Annotated in this window: 22 protein-coding genes; 8 read left to right on the plus strand and 14 right to left on the minus strand. The window is 63.2% G+C overall.

Annotation, left to right across the window (positions count from 1 at the left end; translation table 11 throughout):
• Position 1: 1 nt before the first annotated feature.
• From sctV to ACPWR9_RS00360, 3 genes are all read right to left on the minus strand, one after another.
• Positions 2-2,077, minus strand: coding sequence for a type III secretion system export apparatus subunit SctV (sctV, locus tag ACPWR9_RS00350; protein WP_426312210.1), 2,076 nt, complete (start codon positions 2,075-2,077; stop codon positions 2-4).
• Positions 2,074-2,478, minus strand: coding sequence for a hypothetical protein (locus tag ACPWR9_RS00355; protein ID WP_426312212.1), 405 nt, complete (start codon positions 2,476-2,478; stop codon positions 2,074-2,076). The genes sctV and ACPWR9_RS00355 overlap by 4 nt, the downstream gene beginning before the upstream one ends.
• A gap of 136 nt (positions 2,479-2,614) precedes the next feature.
• A complete protein-coding gene (locus ACPWR9_RS00360; protein ID WP_426312214.1) occupies positions 2,615-3,274 on the minus strand; it encodes a two component system response regulator in 660 nt (219 codons plus the stop codon).
• A 420-nt stretch (positions 3,275-3,694) separates the two neighbouring features.
• Between ACPWR9_RS00360 and ACPWR9_RS00365 the strand changes: the two genes are divergently transcribed.
• The 5 genes from ACPWR9_RS00365 (at position 3,695) to ACPWR9_RS00385 (ending at position 7,916) form a co-directional block, all read left to right on the plus strand.
• A complete protein-coding gene (locus ACPWR9_RS00365; RefSeq protein ID WP_426312216.1) occupies positions 3,695-4,168 on the plus strand; it encodes a hypothetical protein in 474 nt (157 codons plus the stop codon).
• A gap of 140 nt (positions 4,169-4,308) precedes the next feature.
• Positions 4,309-5,799 (plus strand): EscC/YscC/HrcC family type III secretion system outer membrane ring protein, encoded by a 1,491-nt coding sequence (locus ACPWR9_RS00370; protein WP_426312218.1) that lies wholly within the window; start codon positions 4,309-4,311, stop codon positions 5,797-5,799.
• The gene (sctD, locus tag ACPWR9_RS00375; protein WP_426312220.1) at positions 5,796-7,145 is read left to right on the plus strand and encodes a type III secretion system inner membrane ring subunit SctD; all 1,350 of its coding nucleotides are present in this window, start codon (positions 5,796-5,798) and stop codon (positions 7,143-7,145) included. The genes ACPWR9_RS00370 and sctD overlap by 4 nt, the downstream gene beginning before the upstream one ends.
• Positions 7,120-7,371, plus strand: coding sequence for an EscE/YscE/SsaE family type III secretion system needle protein co-chaperone (locus ACPWR9_RS00380; RefSeq protein ID WP_426312221.1), 252 nt, complete (start codon positions 7,120-7,122; stop codon positions 7,369-7,371). Before sctD ends, ACPWR9_RS00380 begins: the two co-directional genes overlap by 26 nt.
• Before the next feature lie 131 nt (positions 7,372-7,502).
• The gene (locus ACPWR9_RS00385; RefSeq protein ID WP_426312223.1) at positions 7,503-7,916 is read left to right on the plus strand and encodes a hypothetical protein; all 414 of its coding nucleotides are present in this window, start codon (positions 7,503-7,505) and stop codon (positions 7,914-7,916) included.
• Positions 7,917-7,949: 33 nt separating this feature from the next.
• Here the strand turns inward: ACPWR9_RS00385 and ACPWR9_RS00390 are convergent, their stop codons facing one another.
• From ACPWR9_RS00390 to ACPWR9_RS00440, 11 genes are all read right to left on the minus strand, one after another.
• Positions 7,950-9,083: a TyeA family type III secretion system gatekeeper subunit gene (locus tag ACPWR9_RS00390; RefSeq protein ID WP_426312225.1), complete on the minus strand. Its 1,134-nt coding sequence runs from the start codon at positions 9,081-9,083 to the stop codon at positions 7,950-7,952.
• On the minus strand, positions 9,076-9,765 hold the full coding sequence (locus ACPWR9_RS00395; protein ID WP_426312228.1) for a hypothetical protein: 690 nt from the start codon (positions 9,763-9,765) through the stop codon (positions 9,076-9,078). The genes ACPWR9_RS00390 and ACPWR9_RS00395 overlap by 8 nt, the downstream gene beginning before the upstream one ends.
• Positions 9,741-10,397, minus strand: coding sequence for a type III secretion system domain-containing protein (locus ACPWR9_RS00400; protein WP_426312229.1), 657 nt, complete (start codon positions 10,395-10,397; stop codon positions 9,741-9,743). The genes ACPWR9_RS00395 and ACPWR9_RS00400 overlap by 25 nt, the downstream gene beginning before the upstream one ends.
• Positions 10,397-11,152, minus strand: coding sequence for a type III secretion system inner membrane ring lipoprotein SctJ (sctJ, locus tag ACPWR9_RS00405; RefSeq protein WP_426312231.1), 756 nt, complete (start codon positions 11,150-11,152; stop codon positions 10,397-10,399). Before sctJ ends, ACPWR9_RS00400 begins: the two co-directional genes overlap by 1 nt.
• An 11-nt stretch (positions 11,153-11,163) precedes the next feature.
• Positions 11,164-11,511 (minus strand): type III secretion system inner rod subunit SctI, encoded by a 348-nt coding sequence (gene sctI / locus ACPWR9_RS00410; protein ID WP_426312234.1) that lies wholly within the window; start codon positions 11,509-11,511, stop codon positions 11,164-11,166.
• Positions 11,508-11,930 (minus strand): DUF1039 domain-containing protein, encoded by a 423-nt coding sequence (locus ACPWR9_RS00415; RefSeq protein ID WP_426312236.1) that lies wholly within the window; start codon positions 11,928-11,930, stop codon positions 11,508-11,510. Before ACPWR9_RS00415 ends, sctI begins: the two co-directional genes overlap by 4 nt.
• Positions 11,927-12,145 carry a type III secretion system needle filament subunit SctF gene (sctF, locus tag ACPWR9_RS00420; protein ID WP_426312239.1) on the minus strand — a complete coding sequence of 73 codons (219 nt, stop codon included), beginning with the start codon at positions 12,143-12,145 and terminating at the stop codon, positions 11,927-11,929. The genes ACPWR9_RS00415 and sctF overlap by 4 nt, the downstream gene beginning before the upstream one ends.
• On the minus strand, positions 12,142-12,942 hold the full coding sequence (locus ACPWR9_RS00425) for a helix-turn-helix transcriptional regulator (protein WP_426312240.1): 801 nt from the start codon (positions 12,940-12,942) through the stop codon (positions 12,142-12,144). The genes sctF and ACPWR9_RS00425 overlap by 4 nt, the downstream gene beginning before the upstream one ends.
• A 216-nt stretch (positions 12,943-13,158) precedes the next feature.
• Complete coding sequence (locus ACPWR9_RS00430) at positions 13,159-14,760, minus strand: FMN-binding glutamate synthase family protein (RefSeq protein ID WP_426312242.1); 1,602 nt, start codon at positions 14,758-14,760, stop codon at positions 13,159-13,161.
• A gap of 72 nt (positions 14,761-14,832) precedes the next feature.
• Entirely contained in the window at positions 14,833-16,002 is a 1,170-nt protein-coding gene (gene mnmA, locus ACPWR9_RS00435; protein WP_426312245.1) for a tRNA 2-thiouridine(34) synthase MnmA, read from the minus strand.
• On the minus strand, positions 15,999-16,475 hold the full coding sequence (locus tag ACPWR9_RS00440) for an NUDIX hydrolase (RefSeq protein ID WP_426312247.1): 477 nt from the start codon (positions 16,473-16,475) through the stop codon (positions 15,999-16,001). The genes mnmA and ACPWR9_RS00440 overlap by 4 nt, the downstream gene beginning before the upstream one ends.
• Before the next feature lie 461 nt (positions 16,476-16,936).
• Here ACPWR9_RS00440 and ACPWR9_RS00445 point away from each other — a divergent pair, with 461 nt between their 5' ends.
• From ACPWR9_RS00445 to ACPWR9_RS00455, 3 genes are read left to right on the plus strand one after another with little or no spacing between them, the layout of a single operon-like run.
• Complete coding sequence (locus tag ACPWR9_RS00445; RefSeq protein WP_426312250.1) at positions 16,937-18,067, plus strand: Re/Si-specific NAD(P)(+) transhydrogenase subunit alpha; 1,131 nt, start codon at positions 16,937-16,939, stop codon at positions 18,065-18,067.
• Positions 18,068-18,083: 16 nt separating this feature from the next.
• Positions 18,084-18,404, plus strand: coding sequence for an NAD(P) transhydrogenase subunit alpha (locus ACPWR9_RS00450; protein WP_426312252.1), 321 nt, complete (start codon positions 18,084-18,086; stop codon positions 18,402-18,404).
• Positions 18,401-19,843, plus strand: a complete 1,443-nt coding sequence (locus ACPWR9_RS00455) for an NAD(P)(+) transhydrogenase (Re/Si-specific) subunit beta (RefSeq protein ID WP_426312254.1) — start codon at positions 18,401-18,403, stop codon at positions 19,841-19,843. The genes ACPWR9_RS00450 and ACPWR9_RS00455 overlap by 4 nt, the downstream gene beginning before the upstream one ends.
• Positions 19,844-19,943: the final 100 nt, after the last annotated feature.

Raw genomic sequence — 19,943 nt, forward strand, 5'->3', positions numbered from 1 at the left:
GTCAGTACGCCCCCTGCAAGTCGATCGTCCCGAGTACGCGCACTTGTGGCTCGTCAGACACTTCTTGAAACGACAGCACCGCCAGATCGGCCCGTTCGCGCTCCACCAGCTTTCGCACAAAGCGGCGCACGTCCATCGCGGTGAACAACACAGCCGGGGTCCCGTCGTGCACAGCCAGCATGTCGTCGATCGCGCAGAGAATCGCTTCCGTTTGCTCGGGGTTCAAATCGGCGTAGGAACCCGACGACGTTTGCCGAATCGCGGCGCGCACCGCGTCTTCAATGCCCTGTCCGACATTCCAACCCGCGATCTGCGCGTTGCCATGCCGAAAGCGGCGTGTGATGTGGCGCCGCAGGCCAAGCCGCACATACTCCGTGAGCATGATCTGATCACGCTCGCGTGGCGCCCATTCGATCAGCGCCTCGAATACCCGTCGCAAGTCACGAATCGAAATGCCTTCCGCGACCAGCCGTTGCAACACTTCCGCGGTGCGGTTGATCGGCAATTGCCGTTGCAACTCCTTCACCAGCTCCCCGTATCGGTCTTCCATGGCGTCCATCAGGAAGCGCGTCTCCTGCACACCGAGGAAGTCGGCTGCATGCGCATCGATCACCAACGACACGCACTGCGCCACCCGGTCTGCGCCTTCAAGCGCTGCACCGCCGCGCTCTCGCCAAAGATCGCGCTGTGCATCGTCGAGCCAGTAAAGGAGGTGGCCACCAAACGGCACTGGCGTTTGCGGCAACACATCGGTGACGAGATCGCGCAGGGCCACCGCGGTGCGTTCACCATCGAACTGCGCGAGCGCCATGCCCGGTGCCATAGCGAGGGTGAGCACGCTCTCGTGATACAGCTGAATATCCAGCATCTCGGGGGCCAACGTCGTGTCGATCACCAAACAGACTTCCGGCATCGGCACGCCGAACTGTTCGAATTTTCGATCACGCAGTGCATCGATCTTCTCGCTTAGCGCACTCGCCCCGCCCGATGCGCTTGCCAACGCACTCCCCACGCGCACTTGCAGCGGCTGCGCACCGGGACGGCCAGCATTCGCCGCGCCCGATACACCGTCGGCGCTGGTGCCGTGCGCGGCCACACCACCTTCTCGCGCCCGGCGTCGCACCCACCATGCGGCTGTGCCCGACATCGCCGCCAGCAGCACGAAGTAGTGCATCGGGAAACCGGGAATCAGACCGAACAGCACGAGAACGACCGCCGCCACCATCAACGACTGCGGCTGCGCCGCGAGTTGATCCGTCAATTCACGCGCAAGGTTGTGGCGCTGTTCGCCGGGCACGCGCGTCACGATAATGCCCGCCGTCACGGAAATTAGCAGCGCCGGAATCTGCGAAACCAGACCGTCTCCGATAGACAAGATGGCGTAAAGCGAACCCGCTTCGCTCGCACTCATGCCGTGCATGAACACGCCGACACCGATCCCGCCGAGCAAGTTGACGACGATGATGACGAGTCCAGCAATTGCATCGCCCTTGACGAACTTCATCGCGCCGTCCATCGCGCCATAGAACTGGCTTTCCTTCTGTACTACCCGGCGCAGGCGCCCTGCTTCGATGGCGTCGATGGTGCCTGCGCGAAGATCGCCATCGATACTCATCTGCTTGCCGGGCATGCCGTCGAGCGAAAAGCGCGCCCCCACTTCCGCCACGCGCTCGGACCCCTTGGTAATCACGATGAAGTTCACGACAGTGATGATCAGAAACACGATCATCCCCACCACGATGTTGCCGCCCGCCGCAAAGTCGCCAAACGTGTAGACGATGTCCCCGGCATCGGCACGCAGCAGAATCAACCGGCTCGTGCTGATCGTCAGCCCGAGCCGGAACAGTGTGGTCATCAGCAATACAGAGGGGAAAACGGAGAAGTCGAGCGGCTCGTTGACGTACAGCGCCACCATCAGGAGCAGTAACGACACCGCGAGATTGAGAGCGATGAGCATGTCCATCACCGAGGGCGGCATCGGGATGATGATCATCAGTACGGTGACGAGCAACAGCGCCGCGAGCACGATATCCTGCCGCCCGGCCGCCGCGCTGAGCCACGACATCAAGCGCGTCATGCCTGCGGCTCCCGCTGCTGTTCACGGTCGATACGCTCGAGCAGTTGCCGCATGCGCGCCAGACAGTGCAGCCAGTCACTTGCCTGCATGCGAGACGCCGCAGGCGGCGTCGCAATCAGCATGGGACGCCCTTTCGCGACGCAGGCCTTCACCGGAATGCCCCGGCTCCATTCAGGCGCGCAGGTTTGTAGCAACAACGGCAGCCAGCGCTCCGCGCGAACCGCTCGGTCGATCAATGTCAGCACGAACGTCACGCCCGTGGCCCCTGCTTCGATCATCAGATAGCACGGGGCGAGGACGATGCGCATGCGCGGTTCGATAGCGCGCGCAGGCAACGCCAGCAGTTCGAAAAACTGTTCGAGTTTGCGTTGCGTCTGGAGATCGATTGGGGAAGCGTGCATGCGGCGGGCGCCGGAGACCGGCCAGATGGTCGGAGAGTGGGAGAGGGAAAGTCACGGCGATAGTCTCCCGGGCACGATTGCGCGACCATCCGGCGCAGACCTGAACTTCGGCGCAGTGCGCGACGCCTCCCGGTCGTTACAACATCATGCGCAGCCGGTGTGCCCAGTTCACGATGTCGGCCACGTTGTGCGCATCGAGTTTTCGCATCATGTTGAGGCGGTGCGTTTCCACCGTTTTGATGCTGATCGATAGGAGCGCCGCGATGTCGCGATTGCGCTGGCCCTCGGCGACGAGTTTGAGCACTTGACGCTCGCGCAACGTGAGCAGGCGTTCGGGGGTGTCGTTGTCGCAGGCGCACGACGAGGTCGACGGCTTCGTTGGCGATCGCAACACACCGAACACCGCCGGATCGATGAAGCGGCGTCCGGCCATCACCTGACGGGCCGCCTGAATCAGTGTGTCGCGCGCGCTGCTTTTGAGGACATACGCCACCGCGCCCGCACCGAGTGCCTGTCGCGCTCGCTCGCCGTCGTCGCTCGCCGAATGGACCAACACCCGCAAGCCGAGCCAGCGCTGACAGCACTGCCGAATGACATCGACGCCGTCCATGCCCGGCAGCCCAAGATCGAGCATGATCAGATCGGGACGATGCACCTGACACGCACGGTAGACGTCGAGCCCGTTGCCCACCCTGGCCAGCACACGCCACTTGAGATCCTCCTCGACGAGCCGGCACATCCCGTCCGCCAGCAACTCGTGATCCTCTACAACGATTACGCCTGTGCATCCCGTCATTCCCGACTCCTGGACATTTGCGATTTATGGATATACCGATTTTTGACCATAATTTTGGTATCCGAATTAGCGAAACGATTCTCGGGCCTTCTCCCGTATCTCTCGCGCGACAGGACATAGGGCGAATTCCCCTTAGTGGCATGGCGCGTCGTTAAATCAGGTCTGCGCCGGATGACTCACGCCATCGGTCACGCCACAATTCCGGTCTTTGCGCGCGTCGGCCACTCACTCGAATTGTCCCCGTTCGCTGCGCGCAATTGCGCCGCATCGCCAGCGGATCGTGCAGGCTTTGGTCGCATTTCTCCAGGAAATGACCGCGCCCGGCGAATGCATCGACCAACATCCATGGGCGCGTGCTTTGTGTCGTTTCACGGGCCGTCTTGTGTGTTCCACCCTCACTTCCGACACTCTCCTCCACGTATGCGTTTGCCCTTCGCGCTCGCCGCTCTCGACTGGATTACCCCGCGCGATGCGCTAGGTGCACGTCACCAAATCGACCTTGACGGCCATCGTGGCTGGGTCTGCACGGTGGATGCCGGGTACTGCGTGGCGATTGCCGTCCCCGTATCGCCACTACACCGTCCACGCGCCATCACGCCAACCAACGACACCCCGCCGCCGCGTTGGCTCACACGGCTCGCACTGGTCATCGCGGCCCAGCCGGAACTGCGCGATGACAGTTTGTGCATCGCTCACGACGAGATTTGGTGGGTGCATCGCTTCGCCCACCACGAGCGCCCGGCCTGCGTCGAATCGCAACTGCGCCGGCAGATGCTCGCCTGCCAACTCGTTGCGCCCAAACCCGAGCCCGATCTCCATCCCGACGCCCACCCCGGCGCCCTGCCGGACGCCGGGCAAGCGAGCCAACGTCTTCGCGCACTGCGCCGCTCATGATCATGTGGCCCCATCGTTCGCTTCCTTTTGTCACACACGCCGCTGTGCTGCTGCCCCTATTGACCGTGCTCCCACCGTCCGCGTTAGCTGCGGCAACTCACTTACGCCCCGAGGCAACGGCGTCCTCGACAACAGCCGCCTTGCCAAGAAAGCCTCCCGCGCCCGCCTGGCAGGGCGGCCCGTTTCTGTTCCAAAGTGCCGGCACCCCGCTCGCGGAGTTGCTGCGAGACTTCGGCGCCCATCACCGGGTGCCGACGCTTGTCAGTGCGTTGGTGACCGATCGCTTCGTCGGCACGCTGCCTCCCGGTTCACCCCAGGCGACGCTAGACGCGTTATCCGAACGTTATCGGCTTTCGTGGTATTTCAACGGCCAGACGCTGCACATCTATAAGGCCAGCGAAGCGGCGCGGCAGATCACATCGCTGCGCTATGCGTCGCCGGACGATCTGCTTTCGCATTTGCGCAGTGCCGGGGTGCTTCACCCGCAGCACTGCGTCGCACGGGCCATTCCTGCCGCTCGTGCGCTGGAGATCGCAGGTGTGCCCGCATGCCTCGAAACCGTGACGATGCTTGCCGAACATCTGGAGCGCGACGCGCGCGATCAGCAAGAGAGCGAAGAGACCATCGAGATTTTTCCCCTTAAATTCGCGACGGCGGCCGACACTAGGTACTCTTATCGCGGACAGGAAGTCGTCGTGCCGGGCGTCGTCAGCGTATTGCAGGATCTGATTCTCGGCGCCGGCCCGCTCGTCCCCGTCGCCGGGGCCACCACCGATGTGGCGCAAAGTCCGCCGCGCGCCAACACACCGCGCTTCTCCGCCGATGCGCGCCGCAATGCCGTCGTGGTACGCGAGCGGCGGCGCAATCTACCGCTCTACGCCGACCTCATCACGCAGTTGGACGTCCGCCCCCGCCTCGTCGACATCTCGGTGGCCATCATCGATGTGAATGCCAGCGACATTGCCGAGCTGGGTGTCGATATCGCCGGAAGTGCCCGACTCGGTGGCTTCGGCAGCCTGAGTTTGAATAGCGGACGGCTTCGCGAGGACGGTGGCGGGAACGATCAGGGCACGTTTTCAGCGGTGGTCGGCGACACCAACAAGTTCATGGTCAACCTCTCTGCGCTTGAGCGAAATTCGAAAGCGCGCGTGCTCTCGCGCCCTTCCATCGTCACGCTCGACAACATGCAAGCGGTGCTCGATCGCAGCGTGACGTTCTATACGAAGGTCACCGGGGAGAAAGTGGCCAAGCTCGAGAGCGTGACTTCTGGTTCGCTGCTGCGCGTCACGCCGCGACTGGTGCCCGATGAAGCGGGTGGGCGCGAGCAAGTGATGCTCACGCTCAATATCGAAGACGGAGGGGAAGTCCGCAGCCCGCGTGATGCGCGCAATGACGTGCCGTCGATTCGCAACTCCGCCATCTCCACGCAGGCGACACTGCAAGCGGGGCAAAGCCTGCTGCTTGGCGGCTTCGTTCAGGACACCCAGCACGAGCAGGAAAGCAAGATCCCGCTGCTCGGCGATATTCCGTTTCTCGGGCGTTTGTTCAGTTCGACCACGAACCGCAGCGAGAGCGTCGTCCGGCTGTTCCTGATCAAGGCCGAGCCGACGACCGGCGAACCCAAGGCATGACGACGATGTACACGCTCACCCTGCTCGACGGCCTGCTCGCCGGGCGCTCCTTGCCCTTGCCACCGGGCGAGTTCTCGCTAGGCGCCGAGGACTCCGACATTGCGATGGCACTGGAAGACGGTGTCACCGTTACGTTGCATGTTGGGGAGGAAGGCGCGCGTCTGATGACGCCCGCAGCCGTTTGGCTCGACGGTGCACCGCTCGATTTGCACGCAGGGATGGTGCAGGACGGCTTTGCCGCGCCAACGCTGCCACTCGGGACGGTGATCGATCTGGCTGGGCTTGGCATCTGGCTAAGCCGTACCGATGGCGAATTGCCCGTACCGCTGCCTCGGCGACCGCCGCGCGTCGTGCCAGTCGACCCACGGTCCAGCGCATCCGCACCCATGCACGCGCGAACGACTAGACAAGTGCGCTGGTGGCGACCGACGCGCCGTCGAACGATGACGTGGTTGGCCGCAACCCTCACTTCGCTGGCCGTCATCGCCGCGGGTGCCATGATCTGGCGTCCCGGTGCAGCCAACGTCATCACGCCCCCGGCCGATACCGACACGTTGAAGGTGTTGGCCGCGCGCATTGCGCCCGGCGTGTCGGTGGCTATTTCGGAGAACGCCGTGCAATTCTCCGGCGGTTGCGTCCCCGAAGACGCACGCGCCATGTTGCGAGCCGAAGCTCGCCGATTGGGCAGAGTTGTCCGCGACGACTCATGGTGCCCCGCCGATCTGACGCAGTCCGTGCAAACGCTGCTCCGGTTATATGGCTATGGCTCGGCCTACGTCGGTGTCGATCCCGGCGGAGAGGTTGTGATCAGCGGGCGTTTCGTGGCGGACGCGCGTTGGCGGGCCACGTCGGACGCCCTCGATGGGCTCGGTCTGCCTCGCGGTTGGCGCGTCGACAACGACGACGCCGACGGCTTCGATACCGTCGTGCAACTCCTGAAAGACTCGGGCCAGTTGCGCGGCATCAACATCACGCGCGAGCGCGACGGGTGGCGGCTCACCGGCGCGCTGACGCCGCGTCGTGAAGCCGCGTTGCAGTCGCTCGCCGACACCTGGAACGACGCGTCTCGCACGTTGCGCTTACGCATTGAGCCGTTGCCAGTACGCGTTCCAACGCTTGCCGAGACTGGCCTGCCTGCACCGCTGGCGAGTATTGGCGGATCACCCAACGCGCCTCACATTACGCTCACCGACGGCACACGCCTCATGAGCGGCGCGAGACTGGCCGGTGGTACGCACATCGTTGCCGTTGCGGCGGACGGCGTGTCGATCGCTGCGCATGAGCGGCTGTTCTATTTGCCACTGACACCGGAGTCGACTTATGACGATACGTCTGACGCAGATTGAAGACCAACTGGCCGAATCGCCGTTCGACACCGCGACTGTCCGGCTGACGCAACTCGAATGTGCCCGGCGAGCGCTCGAAGACGTATTTCAATCGCCGCTCCCGCTGGCGTCGTACCGCCAAGCGCGAGTTCAAGCCGATGCGCTCGACGCGGCGATCGAGATACTGAGGCGGCTGGCACAACGCTTTGGCGCTTCGTACGGTTGCGCCGGGAAGCGACAACCATGATCACGTAACGAAAGTCGGCGGCATTTCGTCGTGTGACCATTCGGCACCGCGGCCTTCGCGCGCGACGCATCGTGCGCGTGCGAACCCCTCGAAGTCACACACTACCGTCAACTTTTAAGAGCACGTACACCATGCCACGTCACGACCTCGCGCAGACCCTTGTAGACGCGCTCAAGCTGATCGGCTGCGATCCGGGCAAGATCCACACCGTCGACAATCACTCGCCCATCGAACTGACGTTCAACGCCTCGCCAAGCATCATCGTGGAAACGCTGGAAAATCAGACCTGCGGCATTCATTCGATCGTCGCCACCGACGAGTCCGCGCGGCTGCATCGCGCCAACAGCGAGCGTCTTCTCCAATTACTGATCGAGCCTGCCGAATGGGCCATCACCGGCCACGTGCAACTGCGCGCACAAGACAATCGGCTCGTGCTTCACGCGCTGGTGAACGAAGACGCGTCCGCCGAGCCGGAGCCTTTCGCGCAAGCGCTCACCGATTTCTACGACCGCATCAAACTGTGCCGCGAACACTTGCGCGCCTAATCGGCGAACCTCGCGCGCGGTGCTGACGCGCCATTACAGATCGTCCTGAGCGAGACTCGTGCGCCACGTGTCGAGTGCCTCGTTCAGCGCGTCGCGTTGCGTTTCGTCGCGAAAACAACCGTCATGCGCCGACTTCACCAGCAAAGTGAGTTCCCGCGCGAATGCATAGTGTGTTTCTGGCGACACCATCCCCAGGTACGACGCGCGTTGCGCAAACCATTCGGCACCGGCCCACGGTTGATCGAGCAGCGTGAGCATCTCGACAATCATGGTGTCGGTCTCGCACGTCCAATATCCCGCCGTGCGCATGGCCGCTGCCGATTGTTCGCAGGTCGACTCCAGCGTGAGAAAGAGCACCACGCGTCGCAGATCGTCGATCACGCCAGCCAGATGCGCTGTGTCGGCGTCGGCGTTCTGCGCCCCCAATTCCAATCCCAGTGCCTGTAGCAGCGCCCGCAAACGCGCGCGCCGTTGCCCGAACCGGCGGCACTCGTCGAACCACTGCACGAGCGAGCGTTGCTGGCCATGCGCTTGCCGATAGAGCGTTTTGAGTTGCTGGAGCAAAGCCGGATCGGGGCTCCCGCACTCCAGCACGGCGAAGGCTTCGATGGCCCAGTCGTCGCCGGAGGTCAGCTCACCGAGCAAGCGCTGCAAACGGGCGCGCATCCCGGGGCGCAATTTGTCGTCGGCAAGCCACGCGGCGACGACCAGCGCGGCATGACCGGCAGACAAGCCCGCGCGGCGAACCAGTTCAGCCGGATCGGGCGCGTGAGGTAAGTCGCGCAGTTGCTGGCGCAACGCGTCGAGTTGCGCGCGATTGACGCGTGAAAGCAGGCGCGTCTGTTGCTCCAGCAACGCACGGGCGCGGGCTTTATCGTCACGGGGGTCAGCCCTCCCCGGACGCCGAAAACGCACGCCCAGCGCAAGGCTGAGATTTTCCTGCGACTCGGCGAGTGCGGCATCGTCGTCGTGGGCGATGGCCGCTTCGATCATCGCGACGTAACCGCCGGTGGTGTTGGGCGCGGGTCGACGCACCGCGCCACGCCCGACATCGGTTAACTCGCCTTCGAGTTCGAGCATTTCGTCGTCGAGAATATTCTCGAGTGCGCGGTTCTCGCCAGCGGCGGCAGGTCTGGCCTGTCCGGGGTTCTGAACACGATCAACCATAGGCCACCTCCAGGCTCGGCACCACACGTAATCGCTCGATGACCACCGCGAGATCGGCGTCGAGATCCAGGCAAAGCGTCACCCATTCGCTTGTCAAACGTGCCTGATGACCGCTAAGCGCAGGATCGGGTTGGCAGGCGAGCACGATACCCGCATGCCTGAGCGCGCTCGCCACCGACTCGTGGTGCGCTGGCGGCACATGTAACAACAACGCCCCTTCGCGTACGAGAGAAGGCAATGTGTTGGCAACGCGATGCGCGAAACGCTCGCCGACGTCGAGCGTAGCGACGAAGTTCGACAGCGCGCCAGTCAGCGCGTCGGCAATGCGCCGCTCCAGAGACCGCACGGTCTCGCGCTCCATGGACGCCTCGTCGATCAGCCAATCGATCGTCTGAGCCACCGCAACGCGCCGCGCTTCCTCCGCGCGCTTCGTGGCATGCTGCTCCGCCTGCGCGCGCGCGTCGTCGAGCAGTGCCCTACGCATCGCTTCGCTCTCGGCCCGCATGCGCTCGCTCTCTGCACGCGCAGCGTCGAGGCAGGCCTGTGCTTCCACCAGCCACTGCTCACGATATCGGGATTGATCGCGCATTAGATCGAGCGTCTTGCGCGGGATGACATTGCCCGAGGGGACCGGGCCGTCGATCCGTTCGATCGACGTCAAGGGATAGTCGACGACATACATAACATCTTCTCCAACGCCACCAGCCGCGACCACACGTCAGGCGCCGGTGCCAGATCGGGATGCGTGGACGAATCGCTTGGCGGCAACAAAACGCGCATCGCACGGTGCGCGACGGCAACGTCCGGGGATGCATTCACCGGTGTCTCGTCAAGGCATGCGACCGTTGTGGCGAGGGCCGTGTCGACAAGCTTCTCAGGCGGAACGGTCCCGGGCGTCGGCCAGTCGCGACGCGCGAGCAGCAGACGGTCGCATTGCCAGGCATCGAGCCAAGGGACAAGGACGCGGCGATAGTCGCCGAACAGCAAATAGTCGGGACATCCCATAACGTGCAGTCCGTACGCCAGCGCCACGCGGCGCACGTTCGGGACGAGGCGCAGCGTGGCACACGCCGTATCGCTCAACGACAGCTCGGTGCCTAGTTCACTCAGGTCATTCGGCCAACCGCGACGCGCGTTCAATTGCCGGTCAATTGCCGCACGTGTTGCGAGGCGATGCTGGTAGACGTACTGCAACGCCGACATGTCGAACTTCCGCCACCAGCGCTCGTCCATGTAGCGCCCGGGCTGCCAAATCAGTCGCGCAAGTTGTGTGAGCGCAGTGGGCGTTGCGAGGGCACGCGGCGAGCTTGTCATCACGCCCCCCGGACGCGCTGTCCCTTCGCACGCATGCGCAGCCCCAATACCGCCGCAGCCGTCAAAGCAAGCGTTGCCGCAGCACCCGAGAGCCATCGCCAGACCGATGTGCCCCGGCCTGTTGCGTCGGTACCCTCGGTGACGTTTTCACCCCGTGTACCGCTGGGAGACGGCACGGTGCGCGGCAAGCGATAGTCGGCCGGTTGCATCACCACGCTGATACGCTCGGGTGCCACCCCGGGCACGCTGTCGTGAATCAGACTGCGGATATCCGTCATCCGCTTCGCCATGTTGATCTCCGGGCTGTACTTCACGAAGACGGCAACACCGGGCGGCAACGTGGCTCGCCCGGCGGAATCGATGGGGACTTGTGCGATCGAGACTTCGGCGACCATCACGCCGTCGAGCGCCGCGAGCATGCGCTCAAGACGCTGCTCTTTCAGGTAGACGAGCTTCGCCTGCTCCTGCACTGGCGAACTGACCAACTGTCCGGGCGGGAAGACATCCTCCACGGAAGCGCGCTTCTCGCGCGGCAAACCATGCTGACGCAACACTTCCACCGCGCGCACAAAATCGCTTCGCGCCACGCGTACCGTCGCGCCCGTCGTCTCGGCGCGCTTATCGGCGTCCACCCCGGAGATGAGCAGCAACGCGAGCATTTGGTTGGCTTCGGTTTCCGCCAACGCACGATGCAGGTCTTCTTTGCACCCAGACATCAGCACGGCGAGCGCCAGCACCGTGGCGCATTTATGCATCGATACCCGCTTCATTGCATGTGGACGAGTTTATTCACGCCCTGCGTGGTGGCACCGGCAACCTTCGCGACGAGTTCGAGCGACAGCACGCGCTCGGTCAGCTCGCGCTGTGCCTGAAGCAGGTGTTGCGGGTCGTCGATGGTGCGGCCGTCGAGCGTCGCGCGCGTCGTTAAGTGGTTGGTGTTTTCGGCGAGCTTGCCGGCTGCACTGAGCAAGTGATGCTCGGGCAACGGCGTAGCGTGTGCCAGTACGTCGGCAAAATGCGCCGAGTCGCTTTCGTCAGCGAGGGTTGGCGTAGCCGTCGGCTGACGCACAGCGGAGATCCGCTGCACGCCATCGTGGATCGAATCGACACTCATGATCGGGAGATTCGGGAGAGAGAAGTGGGAATGTCGCGCGAGGCATCGTTCGCGCTCGCGGGTATGGCCTGCGCGGCGGCCAGCCATCGATGCAGCACTTGCAACTTGGCTGGATCCGAAGCATCGATATCGTCGGCATCGGCGACTGCGTCACCCTCGGTAAGCGCGTTGCGCGCTGCGCCGGTGTCACCCAGCGCGAGCAGCAACGCGGCATCAAGCCAGTGTCGCGTGACGGCATCGTCGACAAGTTGCGGCAAGGCTTCGAGAATGACGCGGGCTTCAGACGTCATCCCGTGGCACGCTCCGGCGAACGCCAGTTCTACGACCGCCTGCCGGATCGACGCGTCCAGCCATCGACCGGCACCGTGTGGGATGCCGGTTGGCTGCGCCGAGGCGATTTCACTAGCACCGGACATCATGCGATTTTGGCGATGATGCCCATCAACGTGTCTTTGATGAGCTTGATGATCGCGCTATGCAGGCCAAACATCGTCGTGGCCTGCTGTAACTCGAATTGAACGGCAATCAGTTCCGCTGGATTGTCGAGCTTGCGCGTACGCAAACTCTGCATCGCTTGCTCCGACACCCGGCGCGACGTCTCGCCGAACTGGCTGTTGATTTCCTCGACGTTCACGCCAGTTCCCCATCTGCCAGTGCGCCATGCCCCGCCACGAGATCCGCGCGCATCGCCGCGTAAGCGTCCGCGCGAGTCATCGCCACGCGCTGCCCACCGCGCAACGGCGGCGCACCCAGCCGGATTTCGGTCGGCGCGCAATCGAAGCGTTTGCGGAAGGTATCGGTGAAATGCGCATGATTCGTGAAGCCGCACTCGAGCGCGATATCGAGCACCTTGTGCCGTGTGGACAACAGCAAGTCGCGCGCAAGTCGCAGACGCCGCTCAAGCAGCCATTGCTTGGCGGGCATGCCGTAGGTTTGCTGGAAGAGATAGCGGAATTTGCGAAGCGGCATGCCGAACTCGTCGGCTAAGCGCCCCACGGGCCACGGTTTGTGGAAGTTGGCTTCGACAAAGTCGAACAAGGAATGGCTGCCCGCGATGGACTGCCGCAGCATCGCGGAGAAATATCGCTGATCGCGGCACAAGCAATAGACGTAGAAGAAACGCAGCATCGCCATGCGATCGATGTTCTGCAACGCGACCGCCACATCGAGCATGCTGGGTTCTAGCAGTAACGTGCGCGCCGCTTGTCGATGAAAGACGCCGAGCGGGCGCCGGTCGAGCAGGTCGACAACATCGGGATACAGCGCCTGCAAATCGCACACGTGAAAGTCGTGGGCTGTCGTTCGATCTGGGGAATCGGTGACGGCGTCGGAACTGGTGGCCGTCATGCTACCGGCGGGCAAAGCTTGCACGAGACCGTTCACTTTCAGATTGGTGTCGTGGTGGCTGATGAGAAATCGCACCGTACTCATAGGGCCTCCTGTACGGAAGTTCAGGGCGGGATGACAAAGTCAGTCTCCGCAAGATAGGCGGGTGCGCTTGTGAATGTCATCCGGTAGAGACCTTAAAGTGAGTGGTGTCGCCGCTGCGTTATCGCGATTGCACGCCGTTTGTCGAAAACATGAAAAAACCCGGCGTTTGCGCGCCGGGTTGTCGTTTTTTCATCTACCGATGTTTTGCGGTTTTGCTCACGCCACTGGCGCCGGAGAAAAACTATCGGCGCGCGCCATCGGCCAATACTTCTCGTAAAGCTGATAGCGGAATTGCCCGCGCAGCAGGTCGCCCGGCTCAAGATACTTCAGCGACTCCGACATCAAGCGAATCTCGTTGGACGACACGCGCTTGACGATGTGGTGCGCGCGCAGGTCCGACGGATGTGCCAGCCCCGCTGCTTGAATCAGTTCTTGCAATGCGTGCAAGGTGTGTTCGTGGAACTGGTGCACACGCTCCGCCTTATCGGGCACCACGAGCGCGCGCTGGCGCAGCGGGTCTTGCGTCGCGACCCCGGTCGGGCAGCGGTCGGTGTGGCACTTCTGCGATTGGATGCACCCGATGGCAAACATGAAGCCTCGCGCCGAATTGCACCAATCGGCCCCGATCGCCAGCGTGCGGGCAATGTCGAACGCCGTCACGATCTTGCCCGACGCGCCGATACGAATCTTGTCGCGCAACCCCGCTCCCACAAGCGTGTTGTGCACGAGCAGCAGCCCTTCCTGAAGCGGCGCACCCACGTGGTCGGTGAATTCCAACGGGGCGGCACCGGTACCGCCTTCCGAGCCGTCCACGACGATGAAGTCGGGCAGGATGCCGCTCTCGAGCATGGCTTTCACAATGCCGAAGAATTCCCACGGATGCCCGATACACAACTTGAAACCGGTCGGCTTGCCGCCCGACAAGTTGCGCAGGCGCTCGACGAATTGCAGCAGGCCCAACGGCGTAGAGAACTCGCTATGGCGCGACGGCGAGATACAGTCCTGCCCCATCGGCACACCGCGCGTTGCGGAAATTTCGGGTGTGATCTTCGCGGCTGGCAGCACGCCGCCGTGACCGGGTTTCGCGCCTTGCGAGAGCTTCACCTCGATCATCTTCACTTGCGGCGTGGTGGCCTGCGCGGTGAATTTCTCGGCGTTGAACGTACCGTCGTCGTTGCGGCACCCGAAGTAGCCCGACGCCACTTCCCAGATCAGATCGCCGCCTTGCTCGCGGTGATGCGGCGAGATCGATCCCTCGCCGGTGTCATGGATGAAGTTGCCGAGCTTGGCGCCGCGATTGAGCGAGCGGATGGCATTGGCCGATAACGCGCCGAAACTCATCGCCGAAATATTGAAGATCGACGCCGAATACGGCTGCGCGCGGTCCGGCCCGATAGTGATGCGAAAGTCGTGCGTATCGAGCACGGTGGGCGCGAGCGAATGGGCGATCCATTCGTAGCCTGTGGCCTTCACGTCGATCTCGGTGCCGAACGGTCGGCTATCGACGTCCCCCTTTGCGCGCTGATAGACGATGCTTCGCTGGGCGCGAGAGAACGGCGTCTCGGAGGTGTCGTCTTCCACGAAGTACTGGCGAATTTCTGGACGAATAAATTCGAACAGGAATCGGAAGTGGCCCCACAGCGGGTAGTTGCGCAACACCGCGTGGCGTTGCTGCACCACGTCCCATGCCCCGAGCGCCACTAACGCCGCGAACGGCAACGGCCAGAGCGGATGCCAGCCGTCGAACAGCACTAACGCAAGCGTTGCGACGAGCAACACGACAGCCAGCCACAGTGCCAGGAATCGGCGCGAAAACATGAAACCTCCTTGCTTTGGGGGGGACACACGCCGGCACGCTGCCGGGTGTCCCCCCGGCGAGCGCCGGCGGCTTTAATGCGTATTGAGGATCGTTTGATTCGCGGCGTTCGACGCATTCGATGCGTTGCCGCTCGCGCGCACATCTGACGGATCGATCTCCGTCGTCGACGCAATGATGCCGCCACCCAGACAGATGTCGCCGTCGTAGAGCACAGCCGATTGACCCGGTGTCACGGCCCATTGCGGCTCGCTGAACGACAGGGTCAGCGCGTCGCCGCTCGCCTGCACCACTTCGCAGGCAGCGTCCGCTTGACGATAGCGAGTCTTGGCGCCGCAGCGCAGGCCTTGCGTCGGCGCCTCGCCAGCCACCCACGAAACGTCTTCGGCATTGAGCGTGCCCGAGAGCAGCCACGGATGGTCATGACCTTGCACGACATACAGCGTGTTGTTCGCCATGTCCTTGCGCGCGACGAACCACGGTTCGCCCGAGCCGTCGCGGCTGCCGCCCAGACCGATGCCCTTGCGCTGGCCGAGCGTGTAGAACGCGAGGCCGACGTGCTCGCCCACGACCGCGCCGTCGGGCGTCTTCATCGGGCCCGGCTTCGTCGGCAGATAGCGATTCAGGAAGTCGCGGAACGGGCGCTCGCCGATAAAGCAGATGCCCGTGGAGTCTTTCTTCTTCGCGTTCGGCAGGCCAATCTGGGCCGCGATCTCGCGCACCTTCGTCTTGGGCATCTCGCCCAGCGGGAACATCGTGCGCGAGAGCTGGTGCTGGTTCAGGCGATGCAGGAAGTAGCTCTGGTCTTTCGTGTGATCGACCGCCTTGAGCAATTCGAAGCGGCCTTCGCGCTCGCGAACACGGGCGTAGTGCCCGGTAGCGATCGTCTCGCCGCCCAACGCGATGGCGTGATCGAGGAACGCTTTGAACTTGATTTCGGCATTGCACAACACGTCCGGGTTGGGCGTGCGGCCCGCCGAGTATTCGCGCAGGAATTCCGCGAACACGCGGTCCTTGTATTCGGCAGCGAAGTTCACGGCTTCGACGTCGATGCCGATCAAATCGGCAACCGACACCACGTCGATCCAGTCTTGCCGGGTCGAGCAGTATTCGCTGTCGTCATCGTCTTCCCAGTTCTTCATGAACAGGCCGACGACGTCGTAACCCTGTTGTTTGAGCAGCCATGCCGTGACCGACGAATCGACGCCGCCCGACATGCCAACCACTACGCGTTTTTGACTCATGTGTTGCCCTGCCCTCCGGGCACGCCCGGATGGATCTGAAGTATGGCGAGGTCGTATCGTACGCCCCGCAGGTAATCGTCCACGCACCGTTCCAACAGCGGCGAGCGGTGGCGCGCGCGCTGGGCGCGCACCTCGTCAGGTGTGAGCCAGACGGTGCCCACGATGCCCTCGTCGAGCGTGCGCGAGGCGTCGTGCTCCCCCAACTCGCCGGTGAAGGCAAACCGCAGGTAGGTGATGTCGTCCGGGCCTGGTGCCAGATAGATGCCGAGCAGGTGCCGCGGTGTGAAGACGTAGGCCGTCTCTTCGAGCACTTCGCGCCGCACGGCGTCGAGGATCGACTCGCCGTGGTCGAGATGCCCCGCCGGTTGGTTGATCAACAGGCCCGCGCTTTTCTGTTCTTCAACGAAGAGAAAGCGGCCGTCGCGCTCGACAACCGCCGCGACCGTCACGTTGGGCTTCCAGCGCACATCCATGGCGCATCCTCACAGGTCGCGGGACGTTACCCCGATAAAAGCGACATTTTACCGTCTGGCGGTGTTTGGCGCTGAAGACGGGGGTTCGGCCCTCGCCCCGCGCCCCTAGCTCGCCCCGGGTTGCACCGACGCCACCCCCGCCAGCGCCCGTGACGACCGACCGGTCGGTCGGCCGTGCGGCGCCCGAGACCCCGTCAAACCTGAATATCCATATGCCGTTTCGCGCAATAGGCGGGTTTGTCATCTTCGGGTAAGCTTCGAGCACCAGCAGTGTGCAGTGGCAGTACCGCCTCACCGGTTTGTGCAGTAGTTCGTTCGCAGTGGTTTGTTGCAGGACTAATGTCATCAGTGGCGATATGGCCGGCGCGGGGCGCCGCCCCGGCCGCCTTGCTCCCCGGCAGCACTGGCTGCGGCTCCTTGGCCGTTGATGAGATCAGTTCACAAACCCAAGGAGAGACGCAATGAGAATCGGCATTCCCGCCGAGACGCTTGCCGGCGAAACCCGTGTGGCGGCCACGCCAGAAACGGTCAAAAAGCTGGTCGCGTCAGGACATCAAGTCGTAGTTGCCCATGGCGCTGGAGACGCAGCTAGCGTACCCGACGCCGCTTTTGTCGCCGCCGGCGCCGCGATTGGCAGCGCCGCCGAGGCTTTAGGGGCAGAACTCGTCCTCAAAGTCCGCGCCCCCTCACCCGAAGAACTCGCGCAGATCCCGCGCAGCAGCGTGCTCGTGGGCATGCTCAACCCGTTCGATGCCGAGAACAACTCGCGCATGGCCGCCGCAGGCATCACCGCCTTCGCGCTCGAAGCTGCGCCGCGTACCACGCGGGCGCAGAGCATGGACGTGCTTTCCTCACAGGCCAACATCGCTGGCTATAAAGCGGTGATGCTCGCTGCGAACCTGTATCAACGCTTTATGCCGATGCTGATGACGGCGGCCGGGACGGTGAAGGCGGCTCGCCTTGTCGTGCTGGGCGCTGGCGTCGCTGGCTTGCAGGCCATTGCGACGGCCAAGCGGCTGGGCGCGGTCATTGAAGCGTCGGACGTGCGTCCGGCCGTACGCGAGCAGATCGAATCGCTCGGCGCAAAGTTCATCGACGTGCCGTTCGAAACCGACGAAGAACGCGAGATCGCCAAGGGCGTGGGCGGCTATGCCCGTCCGATGCCTGCTGCATGGCTCGCGCGCCAGTCGCAACTGGTACACACGCGCCTCACGCAAGCCGACATCGTTATCTCCACCGCATTGATCCCGGGGCGCGCTGCGCCGACGCTGATCGCCGAAGACACCGTCAAGGCCATGAAGCCCGGCTCGGTCATCATCGACCTCGCCGCAGGGCGTGGTGCCAACGGCGGCGGCAATTGCCCGCTGTCGGTGGCCGACGAGATCGTGAAAGTGCACGGCGTGACGATCGCGGGTTACACGAACTTGGCAGGCATGGTCGCGGCGGACGCCTCGGCGCTGTATGCCCGCAACGTGCTCGACTTCCTCAAGCTGGTGATCGACAAGGAAAACAAGCTCGTCATCGATACCAACGACGACATCGTCGCCGCGTGCCTGATGTGCCGCGACGGTCAGGTATTACGCGCTGCATAAGAAGGGGGACATAAGAATGGAAATGATCAATCACACGGTGATCAATCTGATCATCTTCGTGCTGGCGGTGTACGTCGGCTATCACGTGGTGTGGAACGTCACACCGGCGCTGCACACGCCACTCATGGCGGTGACTAACGCGATTTCCGCCATTGTCATCGTGGGCGCGATGCTCGCGGCTGGCCTGACCGAAGGCGGTCTGGGCAAGACGATGGGCGTTGTTGCCGTGGCGCTTGCTGCCGTGAACGTGTTCGGGGGCTTCCTCGTGACGCAACGCATGCTCGAGATGTTCAAGAAGAAAGACAAGCCGGTAAAAGCCGAGGAGAGCAAGCAATGAGTATGAATCTCGTCACGCTGCTTTATTTGGTCGCATCGGTCTGTTTCATTCAGGCACTCAAGGGCCTGTCGAATCCGAAGATGGCGCGGCGCGGCAACGCGTTCGGCATGATCGGCATGGCCATCGCGGCCGTCACCACGATTGCACTGATTTACGAATTGCGCAGGCTCTCGGGCGGTAACTACTCGGGCCTCGCCTTGATCCTCGCGGGCCTCGTGGTCGGTGGCGGTATCGGTGCCTACGTCGCTCGCAAGGTCGAGATGACGAAGATGCCGGAACTGGTCGCAGCCATGCACTCGTTGATCGGTCTGGCGGCGGTGTGTATCGCTGTCGCCGCGGTCGCTGAACCGGCAGCGTTCGGTATCGTGCCTGCGGGAGAGACCTTGCTGCCACCGGGCAACCGTATCGAGTTGTTCATCGGCACGTTCGTGGGCGCGATCACGTTCTCGGGGTCGGTCATCGCCTTCGGCAAGCTCTCGGGCAAGTACAAGTTCCGCCTGTTTCAAGGCGCGCCGGTGCAGTTCACGGGCCAGCACACGATCAACCTGCTGCTCGCGATTGCGATGCTCGGCTTCGGCGTGATCTTCTTCCTGTCGCAAAGCTGGCTGCCGTTCATTCTGATGGCGGCGATTGCTTTCGTGCTGGGCGTGCTGATCATCATCCCGATTGGCGGTGCCGACATGCCGGTGGTGGTGTCGATGCTGAACTCGTACTCGGGTTGGGCGGCGGCAGGTATCGGGTTCTCGTTGAACAATCCGATGCTGATCATCGCCGGTTCGCTGGTCGGTTCGTCGGGCGCGATTCTGTCGTACATTATGTGCAAGGCCATGAATCGCTCGTTCTTCAACGTGATTCTCGGTGGCTTCGGTGCGCAACCGGGTGCAGCGGCAGCGGGTGGTGAACAGCAGCAACGTCCGGTGAAGTCCGGCTCGCCTGACGACGCCGCGTTCCTCATGAGCAATGCCGAATCGCTCGTGATCGTGCCGGGTTACGGTCTGGCGGTTGCCCGCGCGCAGCACGCACTCAAGGAACTGACCGACAAGCTCACCGAGAAAGGCGTGCAAGTGCGCTACGCCATTCACCCGGTCGCAGGCCGTATGCCGGGTCACATGAACGTGCTGCTCGCCGAAGCCGAAGTCCCCTACGATCAAGTGTTGGAAATGGACGAGATCAACGGCGAATTCGGTCAGACCGACGTAGTGCTGGTGCTCGGCGCGAACGACGTGGTGAATCCGGCCGCGAAGAACGATCCGCAATCGCCGATTGCGGGCATGCCGATTCTCGAAGCCTACAAGGCCAAGACGATCATCGTGAACAAGCGCTCGATGGCCGCCGGTTACGCTGGGCTGGATAACGAGTTGTTCTATCTCGACAAGACGATGATGGTGTTCGGCGACGCGAAGAAGGTCGTCGAAGAAATGGTCAAGGCGGTCGATTGAGGCAGCATTAACACGTGCGCTGCAATGGCGCACGAGGCAAGGCATGCGGGGCGGCGAGAGTCGCCCCGCGCTACAATGCGCGCTCGTTCTTGCCCCCGCT

This window comes from Pandoraea pneumonica (genome assembly GCF_049918595.1).
Classification (GTDB): domain Bacteria; phylum Pseudomonadota; class Gammaproteobacteria; order Burkholderiales; family Burkholderiaceae; genus Pandoraea; species Pandoraea pneumonica_A.

Coding starts and splice junctions, on each gene's coding strand:
- ACPWR9_RS00355 (WP_426312212.1), bottom strand. CDS start 2,478: ATGCACGCTTCCCCAATCGATCTCCAGACGCAACGCAAACTCGAACAG.
- ACPWR9_RS00425 (WP_426312240.1), bottom strand. CDS start 12,942: ATGAGTACGGTGCGATTTCTCATCAGCCACCACGACACCAATCTGAAA.
- ACPWR9_RS00385 (WP_426312223.1), top strand. CDS start 7,503: ATGCCACGTCACGACCTCGCGCAGACCCTTGTAGACGCGCTCAAGCTG.
- ACPWR9_RS00365 (WP_426312216.1), top strand. CDS start 3,695: ATGCGTTTGCCCTTCGCGCTCGCCGCTCTCGACTGGATTACCCCGCGC.
- ACPWR9_RS00440 (WP_426312247.1), bottom strand. CDS start 16,475: ATGGATGTGCGCTGGAAGCCCAACGTGACGGTCGCGGCGGTTGTCGAG.
- ACPWR9_RS00400 (WP_426312229.1), bottom strand. CDS start 10,397: ATGACAAGCTCGCCGCGTGCCCTCGCAACGCCCACTGCGCTCACACAA.
- ACPWR9_RS00455 (WP_426312254.1), top strand. CDS start 18,401: ATGAGTATGAATCTCGTCACGCTGCTTTATTTGGTCGCATCGGTCTGT.
- mnmA (WP_426312245.1), bottom strand. CDS start 16,002: ATGAGTCAAAAACGCGTAGTGGTTGGCATGTCGGGCGGCGTCGATTCG.
- ACPWR9_RS00380 (WP_426312221.1), top strand. CDS start 7,120: ATGACGATACGTCTGACGCAGATTGAAGACCAACTGGCCGAATCGCCG.
- ACPWR9_RS00445 (WP_426312250.1), top strand. CDS start 16,937: ATGAGAATCGGCATTCCCGCCGAGACGCTTGCCGGCGAAACCCGTGTG.
- sctD (WP_426312220.1), top strand. CDS start 5,796: ATGACGACGATGTACACGCTCACCCTGCTCGACGGCCTGCTCGCCGGG.
- ACPWR9_RS00360 (WP_426312214.1), bottom strand. CDS start 3,274: ATGACGGGATGCACAGGCGTAATCGTTGTAGAGGATCACGAGTTGCTG.
- ACPWR9_RS00390 (WP_426312225.1), bottom strand. CDS start 9,083: ATGGTTGATCGTGTTCAGAACCCCGGACAGGCCAGACCTGCCGCCGCT.
- sctJ (WP_426312231.1), bottom strand. CDS start 11,152: ATGCATAAATGCGCCACGGTGCTGGCGCTCGCCGTGCTGATGTCTGGG.
- sctI (WP_426312234.1), bottom strand. CDS start 11,511: ATGAGTGTCGATTCGATCCACGATGGCGTGCAGCGGATCTCCGCTGTG.
- ACPWR9_RS00395 (WP_426312228.1), bottom strand. CDS start 9,765: ATGTATGTCGTCGACTATCCCTTGACGTCGATCGAACGGATCGACGGC.
- sctV (WP_426312210.1), bottom strand. CDS start 2,077: ATGACGCGCTTGATGTCGTGGCTCAGCGCGGCGGCCGGGCGGCAGGAT.
- ACPWR9_RS00450 (WP_426312252.1), top strand. CDS start 18,084: ATGGAAATGATCAATCACACGGTGATCAATCTGATCATCTTCGTGCTG.
- ACPWR9_RS00415 (WP_426312236.1), bottom strand. CDS start 11,930: ATGATGTCCGGTGCTAGTGAAATCGCCTCGGCGCAGCCAACCGGCATC.
- ACPWR9_RS00430 (WP_426312242.1), bottom strand. CDS start 14,760: ATGTTTTCGCGCCGATTCCTGGCACTGTGGCTGGCTGTCGTGTTGCTC.